Genomic DNA, 13724 nt, shown 5'->3' with positions numbered 1-13724 from the left:
CGTGCTTGTGGCTTCGTCCGTCTTAATGCCCAAGACCTAGGCTCGCGCCCGACTTCGGACGGGCAGCGCCTCCAGCAGACCGCAAGCTCGCCACGTGCTGTGGAACCCGCGCCCTGCATTCGCCCTCGGCCGCGCATGCCGCCGCGCTACACCTCTTTGGGGGATCATGATCATGACGGACACCACCGCGCCGGCCAAAGATGCCCCCCCGTCAGGCTGGCGCGAGCTATGGCGCAAGGAAGACTGGTGGGCCATCTGGATTGGCCTGACCGTGGTCGCAATAGGGTGCCTCTTGTTCTGGAGCGGGGGCAGCTTGCGCTGGCTGGCGGTGGTGCCGCCGCAGTGGAGCAACTTCTCCCAGGTCGTCGACGACCTGGCGGCGAACTGGCCGCGCTATGGCGCGCTGTATCTGTTTTGGCTGGCGGCCTTCTCGCTCGCGCTCGCAGCGCTTGGCCAAAGTATTCGCGCCTTCGCACCCGCATTCACCCTGCTCTTCCTGGCGGCCTATGCCATCTCGGTGATCGGCAAGTGGGAGGAAGCGGTGCACTTCAATCTCGAGCCGCCCCTGGTCGCGCTTCTCCTTGGGCTCATTATTGCCAACACCGTAGGGCTGCCGCGCTGGCTGGATGCCGGCTTCAAGGGCGAGTTCTACGTCAAGACCGGGATCGTTCTGCTTGGTGCCACCGTGCCGCTGTCGCTGATCGCCAAGGCCGGGCCCATTGCTATCCTGCAGGCTTCCCTTGTGTCGCTGACGACCTTCGGCGTGATCTATCTGGTGGCCGTGCGGCTTGGCCTTGACCGGCGCTTTGCCGCGACACTCGGCGTGGGGGGTGCTGTCTGCGGCGTGTCGGGCGCGATCGCGGTAGCGGGCGCCGTAGGCGGCAAGAAGGAGGATACTGCCGTTACGATCACCATTGTCGTGCTTTGGGCGATCGTGATGATCTTTGTTCTCCCGCTCGTTGCCCGTGCGCTGGGGCTGCCCACCGGGATCGCCGGCGCCTGGATCGGCACCTCCGAATTTGCCGATGCCGCGGGCATCGCCGCGGCCCAGGCCTATGGGGGCTATGCCGGGCGGGTGGATGGTATTTCTGGCACCCCCGAACAGGCGGTGCAGGCGTTTACCTTGATGAAGGTCGTCGGTCGCGATCCCTGGATCGGCATCTGGGCCGTGGGGCTCGCCATCGTCGCGACCATGCGCTGGGATGCCCGTCCGGGAGGGAGCGCTCCCGATGTCGGCGAAATCTGGCGGCGCTTCCCCAAATTCGTGATCGGCTTCTTTCTGGCCTCGGCCGTGATCACCACGGTGACCACCCAATACAGCCTTGAGGACTATAACCGCATCGTCATTCCCAACCTGATCGGGCCGATCCGGAATCTGTTCACCTGGACCTTCATCTTCTGCTTCTTCAGCATCGGCCTGACCACCCGCTTTCGCGACCTGGCCGCCGCAGGTCCCAAACCGTTTGGCGCCTTCACCGCCGGGGTGGCCGTCAATGTGGTCCTCGGTTTTATCCTCTCGGTTTATGTCTTCGGTTTTTACTGGGAAGCGCTGGGCCAATGAGCCTTCTTGCCCTCGTCCACCATGCGTTGAACGACAGTAAAGGCCCGCAGGAGACCTGTTTTTCATGCGTACACTTCTGCAGTGATCCGGCGCGGCTTGAACGCGAATTGCCCGGGCTGACGGCGCTGTCCTCGGCGGCCGCATCGGTCCGGGCACAGGATGGGCTGTGCTTGAAGCACGACCTCCTCATCAACGGCAGGTGCCGATGTGCGTCATTTGCGACACCTGGAGCCTGATGCCGCCCCGATCTGCCCTGTTGTTCCCTTGGCTGGTATTGTCGACAAACCCGACCCGTTCTACGCAGTTGGAGCGGAGGCCGACTGAGTTTCCGGGGGCGGTCTCAACATTTAAAACCAGTATCGGTAGCTGAGATGGCTTCTGCAAAGCGCACCGTTCCGCTCGTTGAACCCGTCCATTTGCCATCCCAAAATCCTCCGTGCTGGTTCGGCGCCCCGGAACGGCTGCCATGGGGTCGTTAAGCGCCCGTTCCGCTCAAACTGCTTCCTCAGGATCTCGGATAGGCATAGGCCTGCTATGTTGGACTTCGCCGGCCACAAGCGCCTCCGCGATTGAACTGGTGCAGCAGCCCACCTATCTGGGGTGGATACGACGGTCTCCCTCGGCTTCGAGGGGAGCGGACACTGTTTACTTTAGCGAAGGCATTTCAGGGTGATCCCACTTTCTATTCTCGAACTGGGTCGTGTGCGCGAAGGCGCTGACCGGCGCACGGCACTTGATGAGGCGCGGGCGCTTGGCCAGCACGCCGAAAAGCTGGGATATCGCCGGATCTGGGTTGCCGAGCACCACAACATGGCCGGTGTGACCACAGCGGCCACGTCACTGGTGATCGCCCATATCGCAGCTGGAACCAGCACGATCCGCGTCGGTGCCGGCGGCATCATGCTGCCAAATCACGCTCCCTATGTCATCGCTGAACAGTTCGGAACCCTGGAGACGCTGTTTCCGGGGCGCATTGACCTTGGCCTGGGACGCGCTCCAGGCACGGACCAGTTGACTTTGCGCGCCTTGCGGCGCGATCCCGCCAATGCCGACAACTTCCCGCAGGACGTCCTGGAGTTGCAGGCCTTTCTCGCCCCAGCCGGGCCAAACCAGCGGATTGAAGCCGTTCCTGGTTCAGGCAGCAACGTGCCACTCTGGATACTCGGATCGAGCCTTTTCGGTGCGCAATTGGCGGCTGAACTGGGTCTGCCCTATGGTTTCGCTTCGCATTTCGCGCCCCAGGCGCTGGATCAGGCGTTGGCGATCTATCGCGATCGATTCAAGCCATCCGAACAGGCCGCGGCCCCCTATGCGCTGGTCGGCGTCAATGTGATTGCCGCAGAAACGGATGAGGAAGCGCGTTTCCTTGCCACGTCGCAACAGATGTCGTTCGCAGATATCTTCCGCGGACAGCGTCAGCTCATGCAGCCGCCGATCGATGATATCGACACCTATTGGACACCGATGGAAAAGGCCCAGGCCGGGCAGATGCTGGATTTCAGCGTCATCGGCAGCAGGGAAACCGTCCGTCGCGGCCTGCAGCAGATCATCGAGCGCACGCAAGCCGATGAGCTGATGATCGTGTCGGATATGTATGATCCGCAAAAGCGCTTGCGCAGCCTTGACCTCACTATGGATGCCGCAACGTAAGGCATACCGGCGAAATCATGGGTTCTGCTGACCGGCAAGACGGAACGGAGGCCAATGCCGTAAACGGGGGTGAGAAAATCCTGGCTGGGGCGCTAGGATTCGAACCTAGGAATGCCGGTACCAAAAACCGGTGCCTTACCACTTGGCGACGCCCCAACTGCGGCGGTTCCTACACGCTTTGCCGGCACTGTGCAACACGCTCCGGCGCCACTCAATTTGCTTGATCGAGAGTGCTTGAATGCCTTGCCCGCCGCGGCTATAAAGCCGCCAACGCGAGGGATAACGGCCCAGCCAGGGGCTCGCACCAGCAAACCCCGAACGTTCTGACGGAGTATAGCGCAGCCTGGTAGCGCACCTGCTTCGGGAGCAGGGGGTCGAGTGTTCGAATCACTCTACTCCGACCAACCAAACCGGGCCTCTCAGGAGGTCCGGTTTTTTCTTCCCGACACCTTCCCCGACACCTTTACGTGGGGCGAGTGTAGAAGAGATAGCAACTTGATGGTTCGAGACCCGAGGGTGCCAGTGCGCGATGAGACACACAGCTACCAGTGGACGGATGACGATGATGAGGTGGCGCTCGACGCCATTACGGTCGGCATTGGCGGTGACACACCGGTGCAGGAAAAGCTTGGGTTGACGATTCCCGAAACTGTCGCCTCCATCTACTGGCCAGACTGGATCACCGGCGGCGATAAGGTGCTATCTGCCATGGAAGGCCCCTACTCGGTCCCAGAGGCTCTGGCGCGCGCCGAAGTTCTATGCGCCTTGTGGGCATTCGAACGCGTAGTGATCAGCCTGCAGGAGCGTTCGCTTTGGCGAGACGAGTGGGGCGCATTGGCCGAGTTCCCTGGCTACGACTGAGTGCTAGCCCCCAGCCTGCAGCCCCACAGGCGCGGCAACCCCCGTATTGCTTGGGCTGATCTGCAGCTGGATATCCCTTCCGCCGCAGCTCTTGCAACGCAGGAATGACATCAGCACGAGCCGGTTCTCACCATATAACGACCAGTCCGCCCCGAAGCGCTGCTCGAGCAGATTGAGATCCACCACAGCGGAGTGATTGCACGGAATACCGCCATACTGGTGCAGGCAGAAGGCTGCGAGCGTGTAGCCCTGCTCACGGAACTGCCGGATTGTGTGGACGCGGATCATGCCCGGCGTTGTTCACCAAATCGCCAGTGTCGTGCAAGGGCGGTGGCCATATCACATCAAGAGTTGATCGCCGCCACTTTTTGGATGCTCGGCAACCCGCGTTCCGGCACAGCGTCAGCAGGAACACCGTGGGGCGCTTGGCGTGCATGGAACGCTGGACGTCCCAAGCGCAAGGTCCGGAGCACTTCGGGCAATAGATCACTGGCGGTCCTTGATCTGACGGGCCACTTCCTCCCGGATTTCACGGTCGTGAATGTCCTTGGAGATTAGCTTGTTGTTCTCCATCACCGTAGCGTTCAGTGTTTCCACGCTTGCTGCCAGAGCCTCGACGGCTCGGTTGTCGATCATCGCCATCTTCAGGGCGAAGGATTGCGCCGGAGGTTCTGGCTCCGGTTCAGGCGCCTTTACGCCCTTCCTGACGCCCATATAAGTCAGCAGCCCCGTTACAACGATCAGGAAGCCGTTGGCAAAAGCCTCATAGTCAATTGTCACCGGCCTCTCCCTTCGCCAGCCGTTTGACCTCCCCGCCGATATCGGCAGCGGAGGTATAGAGATTTGCCAGCTCAAGGACGCAGAAAGTGCCGTAGGCAATGACGGCAGATGGGGACCCGCCGCCAGACAAATACGCCGTGACAAAGCCCAAAGTGAATTGGCTCCAGAACAGCAGCCCTATGAGCGAGGCGGCCATGCGGAGATGGGGGGAAAAGCGGAACTGCCGGAACGTGCCGTTGACCGTCAACGCGGCCAGGCGCACCACGCCACAGAACAGGACGATCAGCGCCCACACATTCTCATCCGCCCAAGAAGCGATGCTTGTGAATGACGGTGAGGTTGAGAACATGTCGGGGCTGATATGGAGCGCTCCCCACATGCCGAACGTGGGGAGCAACATGATCCATTCCGACCTACGGATTGGGAAGTGGTCAACGATGCCGTCCCGCACAGCCCCAAGGTGCTGGAGGATGATCATTTATCGACCCAGCAGCCGATCGATGAGCGACTTGCGGACGCGGATCACCGCATCCTTGGCGATGTTCTCGACCACCAGCTGCTCCCGGCCGGGCAGAGATTTCAACGGCACCTCTGTGCCGTTGACCCGCACACCGTCCTCTTTCTTGTTCGGCCAGGCATAGACCACCAGCGGGATCGCAGCGGTGACGATGGCGGTCACCAGCTTTTCATCCACGCCGAAGTCCCAGCCAAAGCCGAGGTTCAGGATGGAGAGGATGGCCATGATCGCGGCGACGATGGCCTTGTCGAGATGAGTGAACATGATGCTGCGCTCCTTGCGCTTAGAACCGGATGAAATTGGCCGCGGCGAGGAGCGCCAGGGCGATGACAATGATGATCGCGATCACGCGCCACTTGCCGCCCTTGGGCTTGGCCTGGTGCTTGTCGATGGCGGGGATGGTGCGGGGCGGCACATCGATGGGCGCCGCTGGCGGTTCGGGGTGATGCGGGATGTCGGGCGCAGGCGGCAGGGACGCGGGCTGCCCAGCCTTCTTCCAAGCGTCAAGAGCAATGCGGGCCCACTGCTGCCGGCTGGAGTAGTGCTTCACCCCTGCCCGCAGGAAGGCCAGCTCGAACGCAATGACCTTGGCGTCCAGACCCTTCGCAGCCATGGTCTTAGGGATCGCTGCTTTCTCGCTGCCCTCGATGCCTTTCAGCTCAACGAACAGATACCCGTAGTTGGCCTTGTCAGATGCGGGGTCGAGGTTGTTGCGCTTGCAGTATGCCTCGAAGGCACGGCGCCGCGGCCCGGTCCACTGTGGCCAGCCCCACCCGCCCTTTGAGCCCTCCACCACCGGCTTGAACTCCTGCATGGCGGTGAAGCCGGCGCACTCGTGCCCGAGGTTGCCGAGGACAGCTGCAGCGTCATCGACGCCAATAGGAAAGTCGCTCAGGAGCTTGGCCATGATGCCAGGCGCCTTCGCGCGGAAAGTCGCTTCCGCGTTCATGGTCAGTCTCCAGGTAATGTTGGGGTGTTAGTCGCGGGGCCGCTTACGGCCGAAGAAGAAGAACACTGCGCCGCCGGTCAGGCAGCCCACGAACATGATGGTCGCAGCGATCGGGTCGAAGGGCGCCACACACTTGAGCAGCGCCACGTTGGCATCCCAGAACTGCTGAACCGTGGTGCCGGTAGCGAAGGCTGCGTCGTGAATATCGCAGCAGGTCCGCCAGGTGCGATCAGGCCAGAAGGTGCATCCGTCGTCTTCGAACATGCCAAGCTCCGGGCAATAAAAAACCGCCCGGAGGCGGCGGACAGGTCAACGGTGTGGTCGGGCTATTCCGGCCAGCCCTGCTCGATCTCGGCCTCGAGCGCATCCAGTTCGGCATGGGTGTCGGCACCATCGATCTGGTCACACTTCTCCCAGACGGTCTGCACCAGCGAAGCCACCCAATCGAACAGGCCGGTTAGAACGGCCATGCCCTGCCCATAGGTGACCATGATGGTGGCGTTGCTCTCGGGCCGGAACTTCGCGCCGTGCACATCCCCTGCCCCGCCAATCACGGCTGCGGTGTAAGCCGACAGCGAGGCCATCCAGTTCTTCTCATCGTCGTTCTCGGGCGTGGCATCCCGCAGCTGCAGCACCTGAATGTTGGGCTGCTCGTCGGTGCCGAAGTTCACCTCAAACCCGCCGCGGCGGATCGTCATGCCGTGAGCGCGAACACGAGCCTTCAGAGCTTCCTTGCGCTCGGCTTTGGTCGGCTGGGGCTTGTCCTTGAGCGTGTGGACGAACTTCACCAAGCCATTGACGCGCTGCACGGTCTGCCCGGTGCTGATCTTGTCGTCGGGCACGGGATCAGCGGGAGCCGGGGCGAACAGGCCAACTGCGGCGAGTTCTGCCGTACTCCATATCCGCTCGATCGAGAGCGGATGCTGCACTTCGGCAATAGGTTCACCGGCCCAGGGAGCAAAGCTCCCCGAGGTTTCGAGGTAGAGCATGATAGATTTTCCTTGTGAGAGTCGGAGTTCAGATGGCGACCCGACGAACCGCGCGGACGAGCGCCGCGCCATTCTTGCGGTCGCTGAGCTGTGTTCCGTCTCCGAAAAACTGAAGCCACGCATAAGTGCGGTTGCTGGCGTCTTCGGTGGAACTATAATAATACCCCGCACTAGTGGTATTGAAAGAGCCACCTGCGCTCCGGTTAAGATATAAAACGTTCAACTCATTCTTGGCAGGCAAATACCAGTCCGTGTAGCCCTCAATCGAGAGGCTCCGGCAGAACTGAGCGGCCGGATGTGAGGCATCGTTGACCGCGTTTGAGTTCGCCAAGCCGTTGGTCAGGCTGTCAACACCAGTGTCGCTGGTGTTGGCTGTCTTCCATGCGAGCGTGCTCTCGCCCCCCGCTTTGGGCGCGACAACCAGAGCGTAGGACTGCCCGCTGTCCAGGATATTACCCATGTAATAACCCCCCTCCCATGACGTTCCAACAGGAGGAGGGCCACTTGCGCCAAAGATCGGCATAGGCATTCCCATAAACATGATCAGAGCGCCTTGCAGCTGGTGACAACAATATGGGTGGAGGTGATCGCTGTGAGCCCGATCAGCAGCCATGCGGTCGTGGTCACGGTGTCGGCGGGAAGGTCGCCTTTATAGCTGGTGCCGAAGCTCAGGGTTCGGGCAATAGTAGAGCTTCCCTTGACCAGGATGTAGCGGGTTGTCCCCGTCTGGACGTTGGTTGGATTGGCTAGTGTCCGGTTACCCCCCAGCGTCACCTGCGCCACAAGGAATGATGCCCAGTTGACGGAAATTGTTGTCGTGTCGGTCAGCGTAACGAGGTCCGCAGCACTGCTAATCAGTTCGGCCGTGAGGACCTTGTCTGCGGCGGCAGAGCGAACTTCCGCCACCGTCGCTTCGTTCATGGCAGCGGCTGTGCCTAGTGATCCAGCCGCCATCTTGCCGTCTAGGGCCGATTGCAACCCGTCCACAGTGCTGATCGCCTGCGTACCGGTGTGATTGTCCCTAGAGAGGAGGGCGGCGTCAGCCGAGTTCGCCGTCGCACCCGCAGCAACGCCATTCAGCTTGCTTTTGTCCGCCCCAGACATAAAGCCCGACGCCCCACCGGGAACCGCCTCGGCATGGGCAGTGCCGCCGGATCCGACATGCGAGGCCTGGGCAAACGCGCCGGTGTCCTGCGCGGATGCTGTACCGAGAGTAGGCCGCCCAGTCAGGTCGGCATAGACACCGGTTGTTGCGACAGTCGCCAAGCCGCTGATGGTGTTGGCTGGCTGGGTGCCGGTGTGATTGGCACGGTTTCTGAGGTTGGTATCCGTGTCGTTGGCCGTCGCACCAGCCGCTACACCGTCCAGCTTGGCCTTGTCGGCTCCCGTCATGAAGCCGTTGGCACCAGAGGCGATTGCCGCGGCATGGGCGGCTCCACCAGAACCCACATGGCTGACCGGCGCGAAGTCCGTCGCTGCCGCTGTTGAGGCGGTCCCCAGCCCCATCGTCGCCTGCATGGCCGCTTGGCTTGTGTCATCGAGCAGGGTTCGGGCGAAGGCACTAAGCGTTGTTACTGCAGCAGTACCAGAACCAGTGAAGTATGGCAGGGCGTTTGCGGCACTTGTGACGCTCGCCAACGCAGCCAAGTCCGGATCGTATGCCTGCACATTTGTGCCGGGAACCAGCCCCAACGTCACCTGGGCAGCTGCGGCGTTCACGTCATCCACAAGGGAACGCCCGAAAGCCGTGAAATCAGCCAAAGATGCGGTGCCTGCACCAGTGAAGTAGGGCAGCTTGTCGGCCGCACTGACCAGCCCAGCAAGTGCCGCAAGCTCAGCGTCATAGGCCATCACGTTGGTGCCGATGGCCACACCCAGCGTGGTGCGCATGGCGGCTGCGTCTGGATCATCAAGCAGTGCCCTGCCCGCCGAGGTAACCGTGCCGAGCGCAGCCGTGCCGGAGCCTGTAAAGTACGGGAAGGTATTGGCCGCAGAGGTGAGCCCAGCGATCGCAGCCAGATCAGCATCGAAGGCTTGAACAGTGACGCCGACAACTGCAGGCTGGAGCGCGGTGTCAGCCTTGGCACCCTGCGACGATGTAGCCAAGTCGCCAAGAGCCTTGCCGCCATCCTTGATGAAGTTGCCGGAGACGCCATCATAGATGGCGATCCGCGCATCCATCACGGCTCCGGTGGATTGCACCGTACCCGTGCCGGCGCCACTCGCACCCTGGTTGCCCGTGCCGCGAAATTCGACACTGAACAGCGCATTGTTTGCGAGCGTGCCGTTGTGATCGACATAGCTGACCGCGATCTTGCGATAGCCAGTGGCCGAGGTATTGGCGCCGGTGACCCGGAGCTTGAGCCAGTTGGCATGGTTGGCGGCGTCGATAAAGGTCAACTCGCCCCGATTGCCGGGGTTGTCGCTATCGTCCCAGGTGTCTAGCCAGGTGGTGACATCGCCGCCGGACTGCGCGACGAGGTCGATGAACAGCGCCGAGGCATCTGTCGGCGCTGCGTTGTTGAGCCGGAATGTACCGGTGCCGGGGTCGCTGTCAGCCGTGCTGGTACTGAACTGGAAGAATAGCGCCGTGCGTTTGGCCGCCTGCGCCGCCGTTTGAGCAGCACCGGCAGAACTTGCGGCGTTGCTAGCGTGGCCCGGCGCAGCAACGATCGCAGCCATATTGTTGGAGGCGGACTGCAGGGCCTGGATGTTGTCGCCAATGAGTTGGATGTCATCGGCGTTCGCGACAACGGCAGACAAATTGCTAGCCACGCCAGCCACCGTGGTCACGGCAGCCGCAACCCCAGCGACCGTAGCAATCGAGGTGTTTGCACCTGCCACGGTGTTCACATTGCCGATGCTGCCCGCCACTGTGGTGATCGCTGCCGACGCTGGTGCGAGCGTGGTGATCTTGGCACTATCCGCCGCGACGGTGCTAATGTTGCCGGTCATCCCGGCGAGGGTCGTGATCCCGGCTGCGACGCTGGCCACCGTGGCAACCTGATCATCGATGGCCGCAACGCGCCCGATCGGCGTCAGGGCGGCCGATACCGCGTTCACGTTGCCAATACCGCCTGCGACGGCGGTAATGGCTGCATTGGCGGCGGCTACGGTGGCGATATTGGTTGCCATGCCGACCACGGTAGCGATGTTCGCTAGCCCCGCCGCCACGGCATTAATGTTGGTCAGTGCCGCTGCAACCGAGGTGACGCTAGCACCGATGCCGGCCACCGTATTGATGTTGCCCGAGTTGCCCGCAACGGCGCTGATATTGGTCGCATTGTTCGCCGCTGCGGTGATGTTGCTGGCAATCGAAGCTAGCGTGGTCAGCTGGGTGCTCAAAGCCGCAAGCGTCGTGATATTGGCCGCACGAGGCGCCAGCAGCGCAATCTCGTCGGCAATGTCGGCAATCTGCCCCACCTGTTCAGCCATGCCGGCCAGCGGTGCCAGATCGGTCGAGAGGTAATTCGCAACGGCAGCAACATCGCTCGCTGCCAATGGCAGGTTGGTCGCATAGCCGTAGTTGTCCATCCCGTAAGGGTTCGAGGATGCGTTGTAGATGCCGGCATTGTACTGGCCAAGGCGGGCGAGTTCGACGGTTGGGACAGCCATCAGATGCGTTCCTTGATGGTAAAGCCCGCCGCCGCATAGCCAAAGGCCACCTGGGAAAGCGGGTTCATTTGCGAGAAGGTGCCGAGGAATGACCGGCGCTGCATTTCAAGGGCAGACGCATCAGGGTCGGGGATGACGAACACCTCCCGGTCATAACCGGTGTGGCGCATCAGGTCGTAGAAGTCGTTGAAGGCTTCGCTTTCGGGCAGATAGTCGAACCCGAACTGGAACACGCGCGGATTGATCCGGCGCCAGATCTGCTCGCCCCCGCCCAGCGTTCGGCTGCGCTTGCTGTTGTCCTCGAAGGCCAACCCGTTCTGCCCCACCTGATAGTTGATGGATGGCTCGACGGTTCGGCACATCAGCAGGCGGCTGGCTTCGATGAAGCCGTCTGGATTGCCCTCGTCGTCAATCTCGATAGTCCAGAACAGCTGCGCAACGGCATAGGGCAGCACATGGATGATGAAGGTGCCGCGATCGGGATCGTCCGGCGGCTGATATCCCGACCAGAGATAGGGTGAGCCCCAGGGGAGGGAGCCGAAGGTGGCGCGCACCGCGCTTTGCTCCCACCCGCTGTCATAAAAGGCGTTGCTGCGACTAGCGTCCGGGAAGGCCCGGACGCGGTAGCGATTGGCCGTGGTTAGGTTGGTCGGCCCTACAACAATGGCCTTCATCGCCACTACTTCGGGCAGGGCCACATCGAACCGGGTGTCGGATGGGTCATCCGAAGCCGAGCGCCATACCTGCTCCAGGGTGTCAATCTGCAAGTTCGCCACCGGGAGCGCAGATGCCGGCCCCGTAACCGAGCCGATGTCCGACTGGTTGTCATAGAGCAGCATGATTTTGCCCATAGGGCACCTCGCAAGAAAAAGCCCGCTTGAAGCGGGCGAGGTCAGTTCCAGTGGTGGTCGCTTTGGTAGTCGGGCGGTATGGGCACCTTGGCCTCAAGCCGGTTCGACCGATCACGAATGCCATCGATGAAGGCGACCATGCTCTCGTCGCCGCCCTCCCGAAGGATGTTCAGCTGCTTCCACAACGGGTATCGCTCTTCAATCCGCCGCGCGGCCTCTGCCTTCACATGGGCCGGCGTCACCTTCACCTCATGGCGCATGGGCAATGACCCTCACGGTCTGATGCTGGAACGGGAACGGCGGCTCGAGGTCGATCGCGTATTCGCCAGCGATAGCGGTGACGAACTCGAACACACCATCGTCTATGGGGCCCCACTCACCTCGATCGACGCGCACACGTGTGCCAGCGGGTACGTTGTCCGCCCGCAGGACCGCCACGCCATCGGCGGGGAGCCCCATTGTCGGGCGCGGGAAGAGCATGGGCCGAGGCACGGGGGAGCCGGCGAGCGCGTACCAACGCCCATCGTCCCACCGGCCCTTCAGGATGGCCTCACCCTCTCGAGTGTTTTGCTGCGCCGTCTGCAGCCCGCCTACCTGGCAACGGATTTCCCCGCTCGCCAGATTGAAGATGGAATATCCGTCAGCGCTTTCCATTGATGAACCCGATGGATTTCTGGGTGAAATACATGCCGCTGTTCTGGGCATAGGCTTCGAGCTGCCAGTTACCTGGAGAGCCACTTCGGTCGGCGTAGCTGAGACCAAAGAAGCTGGATGGCCTATCGTCGGTATTTATGCTCACGGATGCCATTTGCTGGCCATTCTTGGTCAGCCGCAGCCCGCCGAAGGAAACACCCGTTCCCTGAGAACGCGCATGGCAGCTGGCGTCGATAACAACCTGCCCCCCTTCCGGGTTGACATAGATGTCCACCAAGCCCTGCCAGTTGGATCCGTTGACATTATTGCCGCCGGTCGCGATCGAGGCGTCCGCATTGGTGATCTGCTGAGAACCGACCTTTTCGGTGGTGATCGCACCGTTGATCAGCTTGCCACCGTTGACAGTGCCCCCGACGAGTAGATTGCCGTCAATGCTCAAATTACCAATAGTGCCAGAGACTGCAGCGAGGCTGGTAACGCTGATCTTGTCGGCAGTGATAGCCTTCGACGCAATCTTAGCAGCAGTTACTGCGCCTGCTTCAATCTTGTCCGCGGTGACTGACTCTGCGTCGAGCTTGTCGGCAGTGATGGCCCGTGAGGCGATCTTAACCGCTGTGACCGACCCGGCCAGGATCGCGTCGGCAGTGACCGCACCGGCGGCTATCTTCGTTGCCGTCACTGCGTCGGCCGCGATCGATCCCGCCACCACAGCGCCTGCTGCAATCTTGCCGGCGACGATGGCGCCAGCAGCGACCTTGGCAGCCGTCACGGCGCCGGTGGCGAGTCGGGTTTCTTCAATGGCACCCGCCGCGACCTTCTCGGTGGTGACTGCATTGGCCGCGATCTTGCTAGAGTTGACAGCCAGCGCCTCTAGTTGATCAGCAGAGACCGCACTGGGGCGGATCTTGTCCCGCGTGACGCTGCCGTCCTGCAGCATGCCGTCGGTGATCGAGTTGAGGGGCGGCAAGGTTGTGCTGGTAGTGGCTGAGATGCCTGCCGTTTGTGCTAGTGGTTCGAAGTCGCCCAGGTTGCCTGACCGATCCCGTGCCCGTACCCAGTAGTACCGGGTCGTATTGACCAGCAGTCCTGAGTGAACGAACTGGTTGCTGATCGCCTCGCCCACCTTGGTGGCATTGCCCCGGTTATTGAGCGTGGCCGACCAGATCTCGAACTTGTCGAGCTGCATGTACGGCAGGCTGCGGAACTCGGACGGGTCGGCTGCCGTCCAGGCAAGCACGATCTGCCCGACGCCTCCGGTAGCCGTAAGGCCGGAGACGACGATATTGCTGTCTGCCAT

At 61.9% G+C, this 13724-nt stretch carries 16 protein-coding genes and 2 tRNA genes; 4 read left to right on the top strand and 14 right to left on the bottom strand.

Features of this window, described 5'->3' with window-relative positions; translation table 11 throughout:
* Positions 1-172: 172 nt before the first annotated feature.
* Positions 173-1561 carry a putative sulfate exporter family transporter gene (locus tag HRU92_RS01060; RefSeq protein ID WP_172122644.1) on the top strand — a complete coding sequence of 463 codons (1389 nt, stop codon included), beginning with the start codon at positions 173-175 and terminating at the stop codon, positions 1559-1561.
* A 669-nt stretch (positions 1562-2230) separates the two neighbouring features.
* Positions 2231-3211 carry an LLM class flavin-dependent oxidoreductase gene (locus HRU92_RS01055; protein ID WP_172122643.1) on the top strand — a complete coding sequence of 327 codons (981 nt, stop codon included), beginning with the start codon at positions 2231-2233 and terminating at the stop codon, positions 3209-3211.
* Between the two features lie 81 nt (positions 3212-3292).
* Here HRU92_RS01055 and HRU92_RS01050 read toward each other — a convergent pair.
* Positions 3293-3367: transfer RNA gene (locus HRU92_RS01050), tRNA-Gln, on the bottom strand.
* A gap of 171 nt (positions 3368-3538) precedes the next feature.
* Here HRU92_RS01050 and HRU92_RS01045 point away from each other — a divergent pair.
* Together HRU92_RS01045 and HRU92_RS01040 are read left to right on the top strand one after the other, a co-directional pair.
* Positions 3539-3615: transfer RNA gene (locus HRU92_RS01045), tRNA-Pro, on the top strand.
* Positions 3616-3733: 118 nt separating this feature from the next.
* Entirely contained in the window at positions 3734-4072 is a 339-nt protein-coding gene (locus HRU92_RS01040) for a hypothetical protein (RefSeq protein ID WP_173087408.1), read from the top strand.
* 3 nt (positions 4073-4075) lie between these two features.
* Here HRU92_RS01040 and HRU92_RS01035 read toward each other — a convergent pair whose 3' ends face one another.
* The 13 genes from HRU92_RS01035 to HRU92_RS00975 form a co-directional block, all read right to left on the bottom strand.
* A complete protein-coding gene (locus HRU92_RS01035) occupies positions 4076-4360 on the bottom strand; it encodes a hypothetical protein (protein ID WP_173087406.1) in 285 nt (94 codons plus the stop codon).
* Positions 4361-4558: 198 nt separating this feature from the next.
* Entirely contained in the window at positions 4559-4852 is a 294-nt protein-coding gene (locus HRU92_RS01030) for a hypothetical protein (protein WP_173087404.1), read from the bottom strand.
* A complete protein-coding gene (locus HRU92_RS01025; protein ID WP_173087402.1) occupies positions 4842-5330 on the bottom strand; it encodes a hypothetical protein in 489 nt (162 codons plus the stop codon). Before HRU92_RS01025 ends, HRU92_RS01030 begins: the two co-directional genes overlap by 11 nt.
* A complete protein-coding gene (locus tag HRU92_RS01020) occupies positions 5331-5633 on the bottom strand; it encodes a hypothetical protein (RefSeq protein WP_173087400.1) in 303 nt (100 codons plus the stop codon).
* A gap of 19 nt (positions 5634-5652) precedes the next feature.
* The gene (locus tag HRU92_RS01015) at positions 5653-6318 is read right to left on the bottom strand and encodes a phage tail tip lysozyme (protein ID WP_173087398.1); all 666 of its coding nucleotides are present in this window, start codon (positions 6316-6318) and stop codon (positions 5653-5655) included.
* A gap of 27 nt (positions 6319-6345) precedes the next feature.
* A complete protein-coding gene (locus tag HRU92_RS01010; protein WP_173087396.1) occupies positions 6346-6582 on the bottom strand; it encodes a hypothetical protein in 237 nt (78 codons plus the stop codon).
* Between the two features lie 62 nt (positions 6583-6644).
* Complete coding sequence (locus tag HRU92_RS01005; RefSeq protein ID WP_173087394.1) at positions 6645-7307, bottom strand: hypothetical protein; 663 nt, start codon at positions 7305-7307, stop codon at positions 6645-6647.
* 28 nt (positions 7308-7335) lie between these two features.
* On the bottom strand, positions 7336-7767 hold the full coding sequence (locus HRU92_RS01000) for a DUF1566 domain-containing protein (protein WP_173087392.1): 432 nt from the start codon (positions 7765-7767) through the stop codon (positions 7336-7338).
* An 83-nt stretch (positions 7768-7850) separates the two neighbouring features.
* Complete coding sequence (locus tag HRU92_RS00995; RefSeq protein ID WP_173087390.1) at positions 7851-10922, bottom strand: hypothetical protein; 3072 nt, start codon at positions 10920-10922, stop codon at positions 7851-7853.
* Positions 10922-11773, bottom strand: a complete 852-nt coding sequence (locus HRU92_RS00990) for a hypothetical protein (RefSeq protein WP_173087388.1) — start codon at positions 11771-11773, stop codon at positions 10922-10924. Before HRU92_RS00990 ends, HRU92_RS00995 begins: the two co-directional genes overlap by 1 nt.
* Positions 11774-11814: 41 nt before the next feature.
* Positions 11815-12033, bottom strand: a complete 219-nt coding sequence (locus HRU92_RS00985; RefSeq protein ID WP_173087386.1) for a hypothetical protein — start codon at positions 12031-12033, stop codon at positions 11815-11817.
* A complete protein-coding gene (locus tag HRU92_RS00980) occupies positions 12023-12427 on the bottom strand; it encodes a hypothetical protein (RefSeq protein ID WP_173087384.1) in 405 nt (134 codons plus the stop codon). The genes HRU92_RS00985 and HRU92_RS00980 overlap by 11 nt, the downstream gene beginning before the upstream one ends.
* Positions 12414-13724 carry a hypothetical protein gene (locus tag HRU92_RS00975; protein ID WP_173087382.1) on the bottom strand — a complete coding sequence of 437 codons (1311 nt, stop codon included), beginning with the start codon at positions 13722-13724 and terminating at the stop codon, positions 12414-12416. The genes HRU92_RS00980 and HRU92_RS00975 overlap by 14 nt, the downstream gene beginning before the upstream one ends.

Origin of the sequence: Devosia sp. 1635, from assembly GCF_013185955.1 — a bacterium.
GTDB lineage: Bacteria > Pseudomonadota > Alphaproteobacteria > Rhizobiales > Devosiaceae > Devosia.
The sequence above is the reverse complement of the archived record's forward strand: the minus strand, read 5'-3'. Positions and strand labels throughout refer to the sequence as shown.

Coding starts and splice junctions, on each gene's coding strand:
- HRU92_RS01015 (WP_173087398.1), bottom strand. CDS start 6,318: ATGAACGCGGAAGCGACTTTCCGCGCGAAGGCGCCTGGCATCATGGCC.
- HRU92_RS00975 (WP_173087382.1), bottom strand. CDS start 13,724: ATGGCAGACAGCAATATCGTCGTCTCCGGCCTTACGGCTACCGGAGGC.
- HRU92_RS01000 (WP_173087392.1), bottom strand. CDS start 7,767: ATGGGTAATATCCTGGACAGCGGGCAGTCCTACGCTCTGGTTGTCGCG.
- HRU92_RS00990 (WP_173087388.1), bottom strand. CDS start 11,773: ATGGGCAAAATCATGCTGCTCTATGACAACCAGTCGGACATCGGCTCG.
- HRU92_RS01010 (WP_173087396.1), bottom strand. CDS start 6,582: ATGTTCGAAGACGACGGATGCACCTTCTGGCCTGATCGCACCTGGCGG.
- HRU92_RS01005 (WP_173087394.1), bottom strand. CDS start 7,307: ATGCTCTACCTCGAAACCTCGGGGAGCTTTGCTCCCTGGGCCGGTGAA.
- HRU92_RS01035 (WP_173087406.1), bottom strand. CDS start 4,360: ATGATCCGCGTCCACACAATCCGGCAGTTCCGTGAGCAGGGCTACACG.
- HRU92_RS01020 (WP_173087400.1), bottom strand. CDS start 5,633: ATGTTCACTCATCTCGACAAGGCCATCGTCGCCGCGATCATGGCCATC.
- HRU92_RS01060 (WP_172122644.1), top strand. CDS start 173: ATGACGGACACCACCGCGCCGGCCAAAGATGCCCCCCCGTCAGGCTGG.
- HRU92_RS00995 (WP_173087390.1), bottom strand. CDS start 10,922: ATGGCTGTCCCAACCGTCGAACTCGCCCGCCTTGGCCAGTACAATGCC.
- HRU92_RS00985 (WP_173087386.1), bottom strand. CDS start 12,033: ATGCGCCATGAGGTGAAGGTGACGCCGGCCCATGTGAAGGCAGAGGCC.
- HRU92_RS00980 (WP_173087384.1), bottom strand. CDS start 12,427: ATGGAAAGCGCTGACGGATATTCCATCTTCAATCTGGCGAGCGGGGAA.
- HRU92_RS01025 (WP_173087402.1), bottom strand. CDS start 5,330: ATGATCATCCTCCAGCACCTTGGGGCTGTGCGGGACGGCATCGTTGAC.